Here is a 15,074-nt window from a genome sequence, read left to right as displayed (position 1 = left end):
GTAGTCCGGATCGCTGGATCGTGCCTCTGTTCGACACGTCAGTGGCTACTGGGCCTGATTCTCTGACCAGCGGGTTTAGCGTCGTTTTCCCGGGGTCTGAGAGGAAAGCGCCATGACGAGCATCGACCTGGTCGCGCCACCGCGGCACGTGCTGGAGCGCACCCGTTGCGCGGTCGGGACGTTGCTGCCGGCGGCGTTGGCGGAACTTCCGGACGAAACGCGCGAGGTGGTCGAGTTCGGTCTTGCACGGCAGGACTTCTCGACGGCCGCGCTCGTGCTGCTGTCCGCCGAGGCGTTCGGTGACGCGGACGCGACCGGGGTGGCCCTCGCGCTGGAGTTCGCGCACCTGCACGAACAACTGCACGCGGACCTCATGATCCGCAGGGGCGCGTGGGAGGTGTTCGGTGCGGACAGGGTCGTCTCGGCGGCCGACGCTCTTCTCTCACTCGCCGTCGCGCGGCTCGGCAAGCCCGGGGTGATGATCCTCAACGTCGCGTTGATGTCCGTTGTGGACGGTTACGTCCAGGAGATCGGCATGGACGAGGAGGACGGCACCGACATGGCCCAGCACCTCGGTGTGGCGGCGGCGAAGCACAGCTCGTTGCCGGCGGCGGCGTGCGAGCTCGGCGCGCTGGCCGCCGGTGCGAGCGCGAGCCAGGCAGGCCACCTCAGGCAGTTCGGTGACGACATGGGCCTGGCGTGCAAGCACGTCGACGACGTCCTGACTCTGCAGGACGACCTCGCACACGGCCGCCGCACGCTCCCGGTCGTGGCGGCGGCCATAGCCGGCATGACGGTCGACGGCGGGCGGAAGTGGTGCGAACAGCAGGCGGAACTGCTGCTCGCCCGCGCCCTGAACCACCTGCGGCGGTGTGGTCCGAGGGCGCGGGCGGCGGAGGAGCTGTCCTCGCTCGCCAGGGAGGTCACGACCGCCCGGTGCGCCCCGGCGCCGGCCGTGCCCGCTCAGCCGGCGGGCCGCAGCACGACCTTGCCCGGTGCGTGACCGGTCGCGACCAGTTCCTGCGCCTGGGCCGCGTCGGCCAGCGGCAGGCTCTGCGCGACTCGCACGGTGAGCTTGCCGTCCACCGCGAGCCGGGCGTACTCGCCGAGCCGCGCGCCGAACGGGCCGCCACCACCGGAGAACGTGACACCGAGCTCGGCGGCCTGGGGGTCGGCGATGGTGACGATCCGGTCGGTGCCGCCGCGCAGCTCGATCGACAGCGGCAGGTCGCCGTGCCCCGCGGCGTCGTACACGGCGTCGACGCCCTGCGGCGCGGCGGCGCGGATCCGGTCGGCGAGCCCCTCGCCGTGAGCGACCGGGGTGGCGCCGAGCGACCGCACGTAGTCGTGGTTGCCGGGGGAGGCCGTGCCGATGACCGTGGCACCGCGGGCCACCGCGAGCTGGACGCCGACGGCGCCGACCACGCCCGAGGCTCCGTGGATCAGCAGCGTCTCGCCCTCGCCGACCTTCAGCTCGTCGAGCACGCGGACCGACGTCTCCACGGCCACGGGCAGCGCGGCTGCCGTGTCCCAGTCGAGGTCGGCGGGCTTGAGGGCGAACTCGGAGGCCAGCGCGTACTCGGCGTAGGCGCCGGTGACGGTCCAGCCCAGGACCGCGTCGCCCACCTCGACGCCAGTGACGCCCTCGCCGACCTCGTCGACGATGCCGGCCGCCTCCAGGCCGGGCGTCACCGGGAACGGGGGCGTCATCTATGGTGGCATCCACCCGTTGCGGATCTTGTGGTCCAGCGGGTTGACTGCCGCCGCGACGACTTTCAACCGGACCTGTCCCGGTCCGGCGTGCGGCTGCTCGACCTCGGTCAGGCTCAGCACTTCCGGGCCGCCGAACGTGGTGTAGGTGATCGCCTTCATCTCTGTCTCCTGGTGCCGGTCGTTTGGTTGACATGTCAACACTAGCGACGGCGGCGCTCTTCCTGCCCCATCACTTCGGCTAGTCCCACCTAGTCGAAAGACCAGCCGAGTGCTCGTCTGGGCGGACTACGCTGAAAACCATGGACCTGCAGGCTGCCTCCGACGTGATCCGGGCACCGCTGAGCGAAACGCTGTCGCGGCTGTCGGCGGCGATCGCCGGCGCCATTCCGCACCAGGCCGTGGCCGAGCTGTCCAACTGCTCGTTCGCACCGTTCAAGCTCCGCGGCGAGGCGCCGGTGACGATCACCGACATCGCCGCGCTGCGTCCACTGCTGCCGGACAGCGGAGCCTGGCAGGGGCGGGCGGTCATGGCCGGTGCCGACGTGCCGGTCGTCGTGCTCGTGAGCGACGTGTCCGAACCGAGCGCGCTGCTCGTGCTCCTGCGCACCGACGACACCCCGGTGGCCGAGGAGGTGCTGGCGCCCGCCGTCGCGCTGTGGAACGTGGTGACGGCGTACATGGAGGGCATGCGCAACGAGGCGGTGCCCGCGACGCTCGCGGTGTCCCGGGCGGCCGCCGCGGCGCGTGCCGTCGCCATCTCCGACCTCGGTGACGCGTACGGCGCCTCGCTGGCCGCGCTGCTCGGCGTGCTGCGCGACCACGGCGTGGACGACGCGACCGCCCGCTCGCGGTCCGTCGACCTCGCCGTCACCGCACTGGTCGAACTGAGGTCGAGGGCCGAGCTGGACCGGGCGCAGACCGAGGAACGGGTGGGGGAGGCCTTCGAACGGCTCGCCGAGTCGTTGCGCCGGGTGATGCGCGGCCGCGACGTGCGCCTGGACCTCGGCACGCCCGGCGCGGAGGAGGGCGCGGACCGGATCGTGCCGACCGGGATCTCCGCCACGGCCGCCGCGGTGGTCAGGTCGGCCGTGCACGCGATGCTGGACGACCAGGGCGGGGTCGGCCGCGTCCACATCGGCTGGAGGATCGTCGGGGCGGTGCTGCGCGCGACCGTGCGGGACGACGGTCCCGGCACCCTGTCCTGCGCCGGCCTCGACCGGCGCCGGGTGCCGGAACGCCTCGGGCCGCTCGGCGGGAAGGTCGAGGTCGACGCGGTGCCGGGCTGGGGCGCGACCGTGACGATCGAGGTGCCGCTCGGGCCGCCGGAGAGCCCGCGCGAGGACCCGCTGACCGTGCTGGGCGCGCGGGAGCTCGAGGTGCTGGGCCGCCTCGCCCGCGGGCGGCGCAACCGCGACATCGCCGGTGAGCTGCACATCAGCGAGTCCACGGTGAAGTTCCACGTGGCGAAGATCCTGGAGAAGCTGGGCGTCGGCTCACGCGGTGAGGCCGCTGCCCTGGCGCACGAGTGGGGCGCCACCACGCGCTAGCCCGTGTCCTGTGAGCCTCGACCGTGACTCTCATCGAACAGACTCACAGGACACGGCCTAGTAGAGCGTCGCGGTTAAGTTGTGCTCCGTTGAGCAGGGCAGAGGGCTGGGCGGTGTGGTCGCTCGTTACCCGAAAGCCCCGGATGGTCGCGCTCTCACGCACATTTGTCGCCGAGTTGGCGGTAGAAAACTACCGGCGCAATCGTTTGCTGATCACCTCAAGTACCGCCAACTGTGCAGGTGACAGCCATGAGAGCGCGATCTTCATGATCGAAGCCCGGCCACCTGCCGACGTCCCTCCCACTCGTCACTAATCCAAGAGATAGCTGCGACATACCGCTAGCCGATCTCACCCATCCGCTGCCGCACGAGGTCGCGCACCACGTCGTCGGGCAGCGGCATGTCGGTCGTGAACCGGACAGTCCCCTTGGACAGCGAGAAACCGGCCAGCCGGTCGCGCACCACGTCGACGGCCGCGGGGCTGAACGGGAACACGGCCAGGTGGTCCTTCGCCGCCTTGAACCCGAGCAGCGGCTTGCCCTTGAGCCTCAGCGCGGCCAGGCCGTAGCTCAGGCCCTGCTCGGCCGCCGGGGCGAGTTCCTCGGCCAGTGCGCGGATGCGCGCGAACGCGTCGCGTGCCGGAGCGTCGAGGCTCGCGAAGTAGTCGTCAACGTCGGCCATGGCGGCACGCTACTCGCGCGAAGTGCTCCGCGAGCGAACCTGTGGCAGGCGGCGGGACGATGTGCCTTCCTTCTCGATACAGAGACCTGGACCACCCTCGGTTGCACGTCCGATAGTAGGAAGTCAAACTATTCTCATGGCGACCACTCTGCACAAGCCGGTGAACCCGGTGCGCTTTGTGACCGCGTCCAGCCTGTTCGACGGCCACGACGCGGCTATCAACATCATGCGGAGGATCCTGCAGTCGCAGGGTGCGGAGGTCATCCACCTCGGCCACAACAGGTCGGTGGCGGAGGTCGTCGACGCGGCGATCCAGGAGGACGCGCAGGGCATCGCCATCAGCGCGTACCAGGGCGGGCACGTCGAGTACTTCTCGTACCTGGTCGAGCTGCTCAACGAGCGCGGCGCCGGGCACATCCGGGTCTACGGCGGTGGTGGCGGCGTCATCGTCCCCGAGGAGATCGAGCTGCTGCACTCGCGCGGGGTCGCGCGGATCTTCTCGCCGCAGGACGGGCAGACGCTCGGCCTCGCCCGGATGATCAACCTGATGATCGAGGAGTGCGACCACGCGCTGACGGAGCCGTTCAGCCACGACGCGCTGCTGACGGGGGCGGACGAGGCCCTGGCGCGCGCGATCACGCACATCGAGGCCGGGACCGCGGAGCCCCTGACGACCACGCGCAAGGTGCCGGTCCTCGGCATCACCGGCACCGGTGGCTCGGGCAAGTCGTCGCTCACCGACGAGCTGGTGCGCCGCTTCCGGCTCGACCAGCAGGACAAGCTGCGCATCGCCGTGCTCGCCGTCGACCCGACGCGCCGGCGTGGTGGTGGCGCGCTGCTCGGCGACCGCATCCGGATGAACTGCCTCGACGGCGACCGCGTGTTCTTCCGTTCGCTGGCCACGCGCCGTGCGGGCAGCGAGATCCCGGACGGCCTGGAGCAGGCCATCGTGGCGTGCAAGGCGTCCGGTGCGGATCTCGTCATCGTCGAGACGCCCGGTATCGGTCAGGGTGACGCGGCCATCGTGCCGTTCGTCGACTTCTCGCTGTACGTGATGACGCCGGAGTTCGGTGCCGCGTCGCAGCTCGAGAAGATCGACATGCTCGACTACGCGGACGCCGTGGCGATCAACAAGTTCGAGCGCCGAGGTGCCGAGGACGCTCGCAGGGACGTCGCACGGCAGATGGTGCGCAACCGCGAGGCGTTCGGCGTCAAGTGGGAGGACATGCCGGTCTACGGCACGTCCGCCGCGACGTTCAACGACGACGGCGTGACGGCGCTCTACCAGTTCCTGCGCGACGGCCTGGTGGAGCACGGTCTCGCGGTCGAGGAGGGCGCTCTTCCCGTCGTCTCCGGCAAGACGTCGACCTCCGCGTCCACGGTCGTGCCCGCCGCCCGCGCGCGCTACCTCTCCGACATCTCCGACACGGTGCGCGGCTACCACCGCAGGACCGAGGAGCAGGTCGAGGCGATCCGCAGGCACACCCAGCTCTCCGGTGCGCAGAAGGCGCTGGAGGCAGCGGGCAAGGGCGTCTCGGACATCGCCGAACTGGCGGCGGAGGCCGGGCGCAAGGTCGACCGCGAGACGGCGGACCTGCTGCAGGCGTGGCCGGCGACCGTCGAGCAGTACTCCGGCGACGAGCTCGTGTTCAAGGTGCGGGACAAGGAGATCCGCACCAGGCTCACGCGCGAGACGTTGTCCGGCAACCAGGTCCGCCGGGTCAGCCTGCCCCGCTACGACGACGAGGGCTCGCTGCTGCGGTTCCTGCGCAAGGAGAACCTGCCGGGCTTCTTCCCCTACACCGCAGGGGTCTTCCCGTTCAAGCGCGAGGGTGAGGACCCGGCGCGCATGTTCGCGGGCGAGGGCGACGCGTTCCGCACCAACCGCCGCTTCAAGTACCTGTCGCAGGGCAACCCGGCCACGCGCCTGTCCACGGCGTTCGACTCGGTGACGCTCTACGGCCGCGACCCCGACACCCCGCCGGACGTCTACGGCAAGATCGGCACCTCCGGCGTCTCGATCGCGTCGCTGGACGACATGAAGGCCCTGTACGACGGCTTCGACCTGGTCGCGCCGACGACGTCGGTGTCGATGACGATCAACGGCCCGGCGCCGACGATCCTCGCGTACTTCCTCAACACGGTGATCGACCAGCAGGTCGAGAAGTTCAAGGCGGACAACGACCGCGAGCCCGACGCCGACGAGTACGCGAGGCTCAGGGCGTTCGCGCTGGCGAACGTCCGCGGCACCGTTCAGGCCGACATCCTCAAGGAGGACCAGGGCCAGAACACCTGCATCTTCTCCACGGAGTTCTCGCTGCGCATGATGGCGGACATCCAGGAGTGGTTCATCCAGCAGCAGGTCCGCAACTTCTACTCGGTGTCGATCTCGGGCTACCACATCGCCGAGGCCGGGGCGAACCCCATCAGCCAGCTCGCCTTCACGCTCGCCAACGGCTTCACCTACGTCGAGTCGTACCTGGCGCGCGGCATGAACATCGACGACTTCGCACCGAACCTGTCGTTCTTCTTCTCCAACGGCATGGACGCCGAGTACAGCGTCATCGGCCGCGTGGCGCGCCGCATCTGGGCCGTGGCCATGCGCGACCGCTACGGCGCCGCGGAGCGTTCGCAGAAGTTCAAGTACCACGTGCAGACGTCGGGCCGTTCGCTGCACGCGCAGGAGATGGACTTCAACGACATCCGCACGACGCTGCAGGCTCTCTGCGCGCTGTACGACAACTGCAACTCCTTGCACACCAACGCCTACGACGAGGCGATCACCACTCCCACGGAGTCGTCCGTCCGCCGCGCGATGGCCATCCAGATGATCATCAACAAGGAGTGGGGCCTCTCCGCGAACGAGAACCCGCTGCAGGGCTCGTTCGTCATCGACGAGCTGACGGACCTCGTCGAAGAGGCCGTGCTGATGGAGTTCGACCGCATCTCCGAACGCGGCGGCGTGCTCGGCGCGATGGAGACCGGCTACCAGCGCGGCCGCATCCAGGACGAGTCGATGCTCTACGAACAGCGCAAGCACGACGGCTCGCTGCCGTTGATCGGCGTCAACACCTTCCTGCCCGAGGGCGGCGAGCGCGAGGTCGTGAAGATCGAGCTCGCGCGCGCCACCGAGGAGGAGAAAAAGTCGCAGGTAGAGCGCACCCGCGCCTACCAGGCCGCGCACCGCGACGAGGCGCAGAAGGCGCTGGCGCGGCTGCGTGAGGTGGCGCAGACGAACGAGAACGTGTTCGCGGTGCTGATGGACGCGGCCCGCGTGTGCACGCTCGGCCAGATCACCGAGGCGTTCTTCGAGGTGGGCGGCCAGTACCGCCGCAACATATAGGGCCTGTATCGGAGTCTGATCCGCGACAGCCGGGCCCGAGGCGGCCCCTGGCGGCACGGCCGGACGACCCACGTACAACACCGGTATGCGGGCCGTTCGGCCGCACCACCAGGAACCACCTCAAGCGCGACTCTCATCGCACCAGACTCCGATACAGACCCTAGACCGCATAGGGCCGGCCGACGATCCACCCGCCGATGTGGCCGGGGAGCTCGTCGGTCGGCACCAGCTCCACCGGGTCACCGACGTTCACCACCCCCGGCTGGACCACCCAGCTGTCCAGGCACAGCACGCCGCCGAACTCGTGCCGGATGCGCCGGTGCACGTCGAGGTCCTGCGCGCCGGTGTCGGGGTCGATCGTCGTGACCACGCACCGGGCGCGCTTCTTGTACATCCCGATCACGACGTCACCGACGACCAGCGCGTGCCCCGGCCACGAGTCCTCCTCGCCGGCCTCGACGCCGCCGATGAGGATGTTGGGCCGCAGCCGCCGCACGTCGACGCCCGCGGCCTCGACCTGGCCGTCCGTCGCCACCAGGACGTTCAGCACGTCGAAGCGCTCCGGACCGGTGTAGCGGGTCAGCCTGCCGCCGAACGGGAGCACCCGCTCGTGGGCCTGCCAGCTGTCCCAGGGATGTCCGTCCACCAGCGGGCCGTCCGGGCCGGTGGTCGCGGGGATGGTGAGCAGGCCGTACCGGGTGCGTCCGGTCAGCACGCCGTGCGGGCCCCGCACGTGCACCAGCCGGTCGCCCTCGACGCCGTCCGGGGTGAACGTGGCCTGCTGCAGTTCCTCGCCGCCCAGTGACTTCACCGGGTAGCGCCACAACGCCTTGACGTGCATGGTCCTCACTCCGCAGGGATCTCGTAGGTGGAGTCCGGGTCGATGCGGCGCTCGGACTCGGCGATCTTCACGTCGTTGATGCTCGCCTCGCGCCTGCGCATCAGGCCGGACGCGGCGAACTCCCAGTTCTCGTTGCCGTAGCTGCGCCACCACTGGCCCTCGTCGTCGTGCCACTCGTACTGGAAGCGCACGGCGATGCGGTCGTCGCCGAAGGCCCACAACGACTTGCGCAGCACGTACTCGTGCTCGCGCTCCCACTTCCTCGTCAGGAACGCGACGATCTCGCCGGTGCCGTGGACGAACTCGGACCTGTTGCGCCACACCGAATCCGGCGTGTACGCGCCGGCGACGCGCACCGGGTCCTTGGTGTTCCAGGCGTCCTGGGCCGCCTGGACCTTGAGGCGGGCGGTCTCGGCGTCGAACGGAGGCACGAGTCTCACGACGATCCTTCCAACGGTTGGGCGACGCTGCAAACGTTAGAACGGTTTTCTAACGGATGCAAGCCTGTGTTACCGTTAGGCGTGCTGACGCCCGACGAGCCCCGTCCGGTCCTGCTGATGAACACCATCTGGGCCAATCGGTCGCAGGTCCACGACGACCTGACGACTGTCGGTGGGCTCCGCGACTTCCTCGGCGTTCCGGTGGACGAAGCCGATCTCGACGCGTTCCGCTCGTTGCGGCAGGCACTGCGAGACCTCGCGGGCGTGCTGACCGAGGACACGCGTGCGGTCGCGCGGGATCGTGACCTGGAGCGGGCCGTGGCCGAGGTCAACCGTGCGGCGCGCAGTGCGCAGAGGTGGCCGCAGCTGACCGTGCGGGACGGCGAACTGCTGCGGCACAACGAAAGCGACGGATCGCTGGCGGATCGTGAGCGCGCCTCGATCGCGGCGGAGGCCGTGGACCTGTTCACCGGCGAGGACGGGGTTCTGTTGCGCGCCTGTTATGCGCCGGGCTGCGTGCTCTACTTCGTGAAGGACCACCCGCGTCGTGAATGGTGCTCGCCGTCGTGCGGCAACAGGGTCCGCGCGGCTCGCCACTACCGGCGCAATCGGGGTGAATCCCCTGGTCCGAACGGGTTTTCCTGATCAGCGGGGGTAAACATGGGCCGCTCCGATTCCGATTAAACGGACAACAGTGGGGCGCGTTCTGTGTGGTGGTGATCCGCGATGTCCCGAGAATCCGTGCCAGGTCACGACATCAGCTATCACCTCGTCTGCTTCGACGAGACCGGCAACGAGCGGGGGCGGGACAGCGCGGACGTGCTGTACGACGCCCGCCAAGGCGTCACGGACGTCTTCTTCTTCATCCACGGGTGGAACGGCGACGTGCCGGCCGCCCGCGAGCAGTACGGGCGGTGGGTCGCGACGATGGCCGGCTGCCGTGCCGAACGTGAAGCGGCACACCGGCTTCCGGGCGGTTTCAAGTCCCTGCTCGTCGGCCTGCACTGGCCGTCGAAGGCGTGGGGCGACGAGGACGTGCGGTCGGACGAGTTCATCAAGGCACAGGCCAACCGTCTCGGCGGTGGCGCCGGACGCACGGCCGCCGTGCGCACGATCGTCCAGGCCGCCCGGCAGCACCCCTGCCGGATGTCGGCAGGAGTCAAACAGGCTTACGACTACCTGGAGAGCTCGGTCCCGGACCTGCCGGGAGAGGACGGGATGGCGTTCGACGCCGAGCAGCTCTACCGGGCGTGCCTGGAGGATCCGGCGCTGGGCGGCATCCTGTCGCCGTTGCGGATCCTGACGTTCTGGAAGATGAAGCGGCGCGCCAAGGTGTTCGGCGAGAGCGGCGCGGCCAGGATCGCCCGCGAGGTCGCCCAGGCCGCCCCGGCCGCGCGCATCCACCTGATGGGCCACAGCTTCGGCTGCATCACCGCCACCGCGATGGCGAACGTGGTGCCCGCCGCGACGCTGACCCTCGTGCAGGCCGCGATGTCGCTGTGGTCGTTCGCGGAACGGCTGCCCGGCGAACCCGGCTCCGGCTACTTCCGCGGCGTGCTCGGCCGCGTGCCCGGCCCGATCATCGTCACCACGTCGTCGAACGACTACGCCATCGGCCGGTTCTACCCGCTGGCCGCGCGATCGGGCCGGCAGGTCGACCTCGACGAGTACCCGAAGTACGGCGGCCTCGGCTCGCACGGTGTGCAGGGCACTTACGCGCACGGCCACAACATCGGCTCTCCCGGCGAGCTCCTGCGGGGGCAGGTGCACAACGTCGACTGCACGTCCGTGATCCGCCGGATCGACGGGATCGCGGGCGCTCACAACGACATCTGCCACCCGGAGCTGGCACGTCTGCTGTGGAAGGCGGTGATGGCGCGCTAAACACTGCCCAGGCGCAGCACGATCTGGGGCACCAGAGTGCTGCCCAGACAGGGGCGCAGGTCCGCGCGCAACGCGGACAGGCTCATCGGGTCGTGGGCGGGGGAGACGGTGAACCCGGCCGTTCCCGCGGTCAGCACGACGCGCTGCATCGCCTGCCCCGCGCGGATTTCCGCCGCGGCACCCTGGGTGAACGTGCACAGCACCAGCTCGGTGCCGCTGCGCACGTGCAGCCAGGCACGCTCCACTTCGGCCGCCCGCGACAGCAGGCCGCGCCAGGCGGCGAGTTCGGGGAACGTCGTCCACGTGCGACGGTTCGCGCCCAGCGACCGCAGCAGCGCCAGCACGTCCGAGTTCGGCTCCTGGTAGCCGCCGAGCCTGATGGCCGCCGCTGCGTCGTGTGCGCTCGGTCCGGGCAGCAGCGTCACCAGTGGACGGATGCCGTGTCCCTGCAGTGCCAGCCGGGCAATGAGCAGCGCCGCCCCGCAGGCCAGCCGCGTCTCCCGGCTGTGCGGCCCGGTGGTGTGCAGCTCGATCTGTTCGGGACGCACCGCGAACCGCACGTCGGGAGCGGAGGCCCTGGCCAGGGAGAGGACGCCGCGCACTTCCTCACTCGCTAGTCCGAGTGAGCCTGGCACGGTGACGGTCATGGTCATACTGTCGGGCCGGAACGACGGCCGAGCCACGGTCGAAGGTCCTCATTTCCTAGGGCCGTGAGTTGGTCGAAAGTGTGCGAATCTAGGCGGCGTGCCTGACGTGCCTGGTCGCCGCGATCTCGACGAGCTGCTCGACGAGGTCCGGGACCGCATGGACGAGATCGTGACCACCCGCGACCACATGCAGGAACTGCTGGGGGCGGTGCTCGCCGTCGCGTCCGGTCTGGAACTCGAGCCGACACTGCTGCGCATCGTCCAGGCGGCCGTGGACCTGGTCGGTGCCCGCTACGGCGCGCTGGGCGTGCTCGGCACCCGCGACGACCTCTCGCAGTTCCTCCACGTCGGCGTGGACGAGGTCACCCGCCGGTCCATGGGTCACCTGCCCGAGGGCAAGGGCCTGCTCGGGCTGCTCATCAAGGACCCGACGCCGCTGCGCCTGCGCGACCTCGCGCGCCACGAGATGTCGGTCGGTTTCCCGCCCAACCACCCGCCGATGCACAGCTTCCTGGGCGTGCCCGTGCGCGTGCGCGACGAGGTGTTCGGCAACCTCTACATGACCGAGAAGATCGACGCCGCCGAGTTCACCGCCGACGACGAGGCCGTGCTGCTGGCCCTGGCCGCCGCCGCGGGCATCGCGATCGAGAACGCCCGCCTGTTCGAACGCTCCCGGATGCGCGAGCGGTGGCTGGAGGCGATCGGCGAGGTCAACTCCGAACTGCTGGGCGGCGCCTCCGGCGAGTACGCGCTGCGCCTCATCACCCAGCGCACCGTCGAACTCGCCGGCGCCGACTCGGCCCTCGTCGTCCTGGGCGACGGCCGGCAGACACCGCTCTCCGTCGCCGCGAGCGCGGGAGTGAAGATCGACGACTTCGACGCCGCCGACCACGCCGTCGACGAGGTGATCCGCTCCGGCGTGCCGCTCCTGGTGGACGACCTCGGCTCGGCCTCCGGCCCGGCCCTGGCCGTCCCGCTGCGTTCGGAGATGGGCGTGACAGGCGCTCTCGTCGTGCTGCGCCAGGGCGGCGGGACCCGCTTCCTGCCCGACCAGGTCCCGATGCTCGCGTCGTTCGCCGACCAGGCGGCCGTCGCCCTGGAGTTCGCCGAGCAGCAACGCTCGCAACGCCTGCTCGACGTGCTGGAGGACCGCGACCGCATCGCCCGCGACCTGCACGACCACGTCATCCAGCGCCTGTTCGTCACCGGCCTCACCCTGCAGGCCACCCTGCGCCGCATCACCGACCCCGAGGTGGCCGCCCGCCTGCGCACCGCCGTCGAGCAGCTCGACGAGACGGTCCGCGAGATCCGCACGTCCATCTTCGACCTGCACTCGAACGACAACACCTCGCTGCGCCGCCGCCTGCTCGACCTCGTCGCGGGCCTGACCGAGGCGACGCACCTCAAGCCGTCCATCCGCATGTCCGGCACCGTGGACAACTCGGTGCCCCCCGAACTCGCCGAGCACGTCGAGGCCGTCGTGCGCGAGGCCGTCACGAACTGCGTGCGGCACGCGGAGGCCACCGAGCTGACGGTGCTGATCGACGCCGGTGAGGACGTCGTGATCACCGTGCAGGACAACGGCGTCGGCCTCCCTGCCGAGGCTGCGCGCAGCGGCCTGCGCAACCTGGCGCACCGCGCGTCGAAGTTCGGGGGGTCGCTGGCGGTGACGACGCCGGAGGGCGGCGGCGCGTGTGTCGTCTGGCGGGTCCCGCTCATGTAGTCACGCGGCTGCCGGTGCCGCCCTCGCGGACCTCGTAGAGGCCGGGGGAGACCTGGACCGAGTTCTCCGCGATCCAGGCCTGCCAGTCCCACGGCCAGCGCGTCTCCGGCGACCAGCGCACGCCGGCAAGAGGGATGCAGGTGAGGTCGGCCGAGGTGAGGTCGGCGCCGGCCATGCCGGTCAGGGCGGCCATCACCCTGCTCAGCGGCACGACGACCGCGGCAGCGAGGGCGACCTCGAAGTGGCCCTCCGCGAGGTCCGGGGCGTTGCTGATCCGGGTGAGCACCGAGAAGAGCCTGTCGCGGCAGAGCTGGGCGAGATGGCGTGCGTGGTAACGCGCCCAGTGAAGCTTCTCTTCGGTCAACCACCGCAGCGAGTCCACGAGCCGCTCCGCCACGACGCGGATGTCGGCGTTGGCGCGGGGGATCTCGCGGAGGAGGACCTGAACCTCCAGGCGAGCGGCCGCACCGATCTCGGCGCGGGTGAGGCGGCCGGCCTTCCCGAGCTCGTCCGAGACGGGGTGGATGCGCGGCAGGAAGCCGGCGAGCACCAGCGCCTCGGCGATCAGGCCGACCGGCAGCCAGGTCCGCGCGGCGAGCCGTTCGGCCGGTGGCATGCGGGCGAGAGTGTCCGCGAGGTCGACCAGACTCGTGAACGGGCCCGGAGCGGACTCGCGCAGCACCTCCGCGAGTCCCGCGTCGAGATCCAACGCGTCGCCGAGCCGGTTCGTCAGCGTGTCGTGGTCGCGGGACAGCATCGCGTCCGCGAGCCCGCGCTCCAGGTCGATCACGCCGTCGAGCGCGGTGTGCAGCGAGTCGATCCACCGGTCGGCGGTCATCGCGCACCTCGCGCGCTCAACGCCCGGCGTGCCTTCACCAGGCTGGACCGCACCGCCTCCGGCGTGATGCCCAGTTCCCCGGCGATCTCCGCCGGCCGGAACTCCGACAGGGCCCAGGCCATGACCTGACGCTGCCGCAAGGGCAGCTCACCCAGCACGACGAGCAGGTCGTGCCGCTGCTCCCAGTTCTCGATGTCGGTGCCGCACAGCGGTGGCGCCGGTTCCGGCGGCTCGGCGACCAGGTCCTCCGCGAACCTCCTGCGGCCGAAGGACCTCGACGTCACCCGGTACGCCCACGCCCTGGGGTGGTCGATGCGGTCCCACGTCCGATAGGCCTCGATCATCGCGTCCTGGACGATGTCGGCGGCCTCGGCCAGCGTCGCGCCGTGCATCAGCACGAACGCCGTCAGGGGTTTGAAGTGCGCCCGGTAGAAGTCGGCGAACTCCGCGTCAGCGGCACTGGTCCTCGCGGGGCCGGTCCGCGCCGGCAGCTCTTCAGACATCGCCGTCCCGCGTGATGCGCAGCCGGATCTCCTGCCTGCGCCGCATTCGCCTCGTCTGGTGCGACAACCGCAACGCCAACGCCACCACCGCGAGCACCTGCGTGCCCAGCCCGCCCATCAACACGATCACCGTGGGGTCCATGGGAAGTAGGGGCGCCGCAACGACGCGGCGTGAACTTCCCCGGCCTGGGTTCACTCGATCGCACTAGTGCAGGGGCTTGTCGCCGTCCTTGCGGAACTGCGACGCGAACACGGCGGCCTGCGTGCGGCGTTGCATGCCGAGCTTCGCCAGCAGGTGCGAGACGTAGTTCTTGACGGTCTTCTCGGCGAGGAACATGCGCTCGGCGATCTGCCGGTTGGTCAGGCCCTCGCCGATCAGGTCGAGCACCGTGCGCTCCTGCTCGCTGAGCACGCGCAGCGGGTCGCCCTCCTCGCGCTCGCGGCGGATCCGGTTGAGCAGCGCGGAGGTCGTACGGGCGTCCAGAAGGGACTGTCCTGCCGCGACGGTGCGGACGGCGTTGACCAGGTCCGCGCCGAGGATCTGCTTCAGCACGAAGCCGGAGGCGCCTGCCATGATCGCGTCGAACAGGGCCTCGTCGTCCGCGAAGCTCGTCAGCATCAGGCACTGCAGGCCGGGGATGCGGCTGCGCAGGTCACGGCACAGCTCGATGCCGTTGCCGTCGGGGAGCCTGATGTCGAGCACCGCCACGTCGGCCTGCGCGCCCGGCACCTTGGCCAGGGCCTCCGCCACCGATGCGGCGTCACCGACCACCTCGAGATCGGACTCCTCGCCGAGCAGGTCCGCTATGCCGCGGCGGACGATCTCGTGGTCGTCGACGAGGAAAACACGCGTCGCCATGAAGGCCACGGTAGCCCAAAGACTCTGACACGAAGGGCCTAAAGGCACGCGGCGC

The 15,074-nt window shown here is 70.3% G+C and carries 14 protein-coding genes and 1 pseudogene; 6 read left to right on the top strand and 9 right to left on the bottom strand.

The genetic code is table 11. From position 1 onward, the window contains the following. Nucleotides 1–112: 112 nt before the first annotated feature. Nucleotides 113–1,003 (top strand): polyprenyl synthetase family protein, encoded by an 891-nt coding sequence (locus SK571_RS32385; RefSeq protein WP_319987896.1) that lies wholly within the window; start codon nucleotides 113–115, stop codon nucleotides 1,001–1,003. On the opposite strand, the pseudogene SK571_RS32380 reads toward SK571_RS32385, so the two are convergent. After that, nucleotides 964–1,872, bottom strand: a pseudogene (locus SK571_RS32380) (NADP-dependent oxidoreductase). The gene SK571_RS32385 and the pseudogene SK571_RS32380 sit on opposite strands and share 40 nt — an antisense overlap. 140 nt (nucleotides 1,873–2,012) lie before the next feature. Between SK571_RS32380 and SK571_RS32375 the strand changes: the two are divergent. Further along, on the top strand, nucleotides 2,013–3,260 hold the full coding sequence (locus SK571_RS32375; RefSeq protein WP_319987895.1) for a LuxR C-terminal-related transcriptional regulator: 1,248 nt from the start codon (nucleotides 2,013–2,015) through the stop codon (nucleotides 3,258–3,260). A 339-nt stretch (nucleotides 3,261–3,599) separates the two neighbouring features. On the opposite strand, the gene SK571_RS32370 is transcribed toward SK571_RS32375, so the two are convergent. Then, nucleotides 3,600–3,941, bottom strand: coding sequence for an iron chaperone (locus SK571_RS32370; RefSeq protein WP_319987894.1), 342 nt, complete (start codon nucleotides 3,939–3,941; stop codon nucleotides 3,600–3,602). A gap of 136 nt (nucleotides 3,942–4,077) precedes the next feature. Here SK571_RS32370 and icmF point away from each other — a divergent pair, with 136 nt between their 5' ends. Next, nucleotides 4,078–7,284, top strand: a complete 3,207-nt coding sequence (icmF, locus tag SK571_RS32365; protein WP_319987893.1) for a fused isobutyryl-CoA mutase/GTPase IcmF — start codon at nucleotides 4,078–4,080, stop codon at nucleotides 7,282–7,284. 160 nt (nucleotides 7,285–7,444) lie between these two features. Here icmF and SK571_RS32360 read toward each other — a convergent pair whose 3' ends face one another. Both SK571_RS32360 and SK571_RS32355 read right to left on the bottom strand, forming a co-directional pair. Beyond that, complete coding sequence (locus SK571_RS32360) at nucleotides 7,445–8,125, bottom strand: MOSC domain-containing protein (RefSeq protein WP_319988005.1); 681 nt, start codon at nucleotides 8,123–8,125, stop codon at nucleotides 7,445–7,447. 5 nt (nucleotides 8,126–8,130) lie between these two features. Beyond that, nucleotides 8,131–8,565 carry a nuclear transport factor 2 family protein gene (locus SK571_RS32355; RefSeq protein ID WP_319987892.1) on the bottom strand — a complete coding sequence of 145 codons (435 nt, stop codon included), beginning with the start codon at nucleotides 8,563–8,565 and terminating at the stop codon, nucleotides 8,131–8,133. 117 nt (nucleotides 8,566–8,682) lie between these two features. Between SK571_RS32355 and SK571_RS32350 the strand changes: the two genes are divergently transcribed. Together SK571_RS32350 and SK571_RS32345 are read left to right on the top strand one after the other, a co-directional pair. Further along, entirely contained in the window at nucleotides 8,683–9,210 is a 528-nt protein-coding gene (locus tag SK571_RS32350; RefSeq protein ID WP_319987891.1) for a CGNR zinc finger domain-containing protein, read from the top strand. A gap of 81 nt (nucleotides 9,211–9,291) precedes the next feature. Beyond that, the gene (locus tag SK571_RS32345) at nucleotides 9,292–10,449 is read left to right on the top strand and encodes a hypothetical protein (protein WP_319987890.1); all 1,158 of its coding nucleotides are present in this window, start codon (nucleotides 9,292–9,294) and stop codon (nucleotides 10,447–10,449) included. Here the strand turns inward: SK571_RS32345 and SK571_RS32340 are convergent. Next, nucleotides 10,446–11,096, bottom strand: coding sequence for a hypothetical protein (locus tag SK571_RS32340; protein WP_319987889.1), 651 nt, complete (start codon nucleotides 11,094–11,096; stop codon nucleotides 10,446–10,448). The two genes, SK571_RS32345 and SK571_RS32340, sit on opposite strands and share 4 nt — an antisense overlap. 157 nt (nucleotides 11,097–11,253) lie before the next feature. On the opposite strand from SK571_RS32340, the gene SK571_RS32335 reads away from it, so the two are divergent. Further along, on the top strand, nucleotides 11,254–12,819 hold the full coding sequence (locus SK571_RS32335) for a sensor histidine kinase (protein ID WP_319988004.1): 1,566 nt from the start codon (nucleotides 11,254–11,256) through the stop codon (nucleotides 12,817–12,819). Here the strand turns inward: SK571_RS32335 and SK571_RS32330 are convergent. The 4 genes from SK571_RS32330 to SK571_RS32315 form a co-directional block, all read right to left on the bottom strand. Continuing rightward, entirely contained in the window at nucleotides 12,812–13,657 is an 846-nt protein-coding gene (locus SK571_RS32330; protein ID WP_319987888.1) for a hypothetical protein, read from the bottom strand. The two genes, SK571_RS32335 and SK571_RS32330, sit on opposite strands and share 8 nt — an antisense overlap. Then, entirely contained in the window at nucleotides 13,654–14,160 is a 507-nt protein-coding gene (locus tag SK571_RS32325; protein ID WP_319987887.1) for an RNA polymerase sigma factor, read from the bottom strand. Before SK571_RS32325 ends, SK571_RS32330 begins: the two co-directional genes overlap by 4 nt. Next, a complete protein-coding gene (locus SK571_RS32320) occupies nucleotides 14,153–14,302 on the bottom strand; it encodes a hypothetical protein (RefSeq protein WP_319987886.1) in 150 nt (49 codons plus the stop codon). Before SK571_RS32320 ends, SK571_RS32325 begins: the two co-directional genes overlap by 8 nt. Before the next feature lie 63 nt (nucleotides 14,303–14,365). Continuing rightward, on the bottom strand, nucleotides 14,366–15,019 hold the full coding sequence (locus SK571_RS32315; protein ID WP_319987885.1) for a response regulator transcription factor: 654 nt from the start codon (nucleotides 15,017–15,019) through the stop codon (nucleotides 14,366–14,368). Nucleotides 15,020–15,074 lie beyond the last annotated feature (55 nt).

Source organism: Lentzea kristufekii, from assembly GCF_033949925.1.
In the GTDB taxonomy this organism is placed as follows: Bacteria; Actinomycetota; Actinomycetes; order Mycobacteriales; family Pseudonocardiaceae; genus Lentzea; species Lentzea kristufekii.
The sequence above is the reverse complement of the archived record's forward strand: the minus strand, read 5'-3'. Positions and strand labels throughout refer to the sequence as shown.

What these genes read in the sequence shown, in the direction of transcription:
- SK571_RS32370 (WP_319987894.1), bottom strand. Translation starts at nt 3,941, where the DNA reads ATGGCCGACGTTGACGACTACTTCGCGAGCCTCGACGCTCCGGCACGC.
- SK571_RS32335 (WP_319988004.1), top strand. Translation starts at nt 11,254, where the DNA reads ATGGACGAGATCGTGACCACCCGCGACCACATGCAGGAACTGCTGGGG.
- icmF (WP_319987893.1), top strand. Translation starts at nt 4,078, where the DNA reads ATGGCGACCACTCTGCACAAGCCGGTGAACCCGGTGCGCTTTGTGACC.
- SK571_RS32385 (WP_319987896.1), top strand. Translation starts at nt 113, where the DNA reads ATGACGAGCATCGACCTGGTCGCGCCACCGCGGCACGTGCTGGAGCGC.
- SK571_RS32345 (WP_319987890.1), top strand. Translation starts at nt 9,292, where the DNA reads ATGTCCCGAGAATCCGTGCCAGGTCACGACATCAGCTATCACCTCGTC.
- SK571_RS32320 (WP_319987886.1), bottom strand. Translation starts at nt 14,302, where the DNA reads ATGGACCCCACGGTGATCGTGTTGATGGGCGGGCTGGGCACGCAGGTG.
- SK571_RS32375 (WP_319987895.1), top strand. Translation starts at nt 2,013, where the DNA reads ATGGACCTGCAGGCTGCCTCCGACGTGATCCGGGCACCGCTGAGCGAA.
- SK571_RS32340 (WP_319987889.1), bottom strand. Translation starts at nt 11,096, where the DNA reads ATGACCGTCACCGTGCCAGGCTCACTCGGACTAGCGAGTGAGGAAGTG.
- SK571_RS32350 (WP_319987891.1), top strand. Translation starts at nt 8,683, where the DNA reads ATGAACACCATCTGGGCCAATCGGTCGCAGGTCCACGACGACCTGACG.
- SK571_RS32360 (WP_319988005.1), bottom strand. Translation starts at nt 8,125, where the DNA reads ATGCACGTCAAGGCGTTGTGGCGCTACCCGGTGAAGTCACTGGGCGGC.
- SK571_RS32330 (WP_319987888.1), bottom strand. Translation starts at nt 13,657, where the DNA reads ATGACCGCCGACCGGTGGATCGACTCGCTGCACACCGCGCTCGACGGC.
- SK571_RS32325 (WP_319987887.1), bottom strand. Translation starts at nt 14,160, where the DNA reads ATGTCTGAAGAGCTGCCGGCGCGGACCGGCCCCGCGAGGACCAGTGCC.
- SK571_RS32315 (WP_319987885.1), bottom strand. Translation starts at nt 15,019, where the DNA reads ATGGCGACGCGTGTTTTCCTCGTCGACGACCACGAGATCGTCCGCCGC.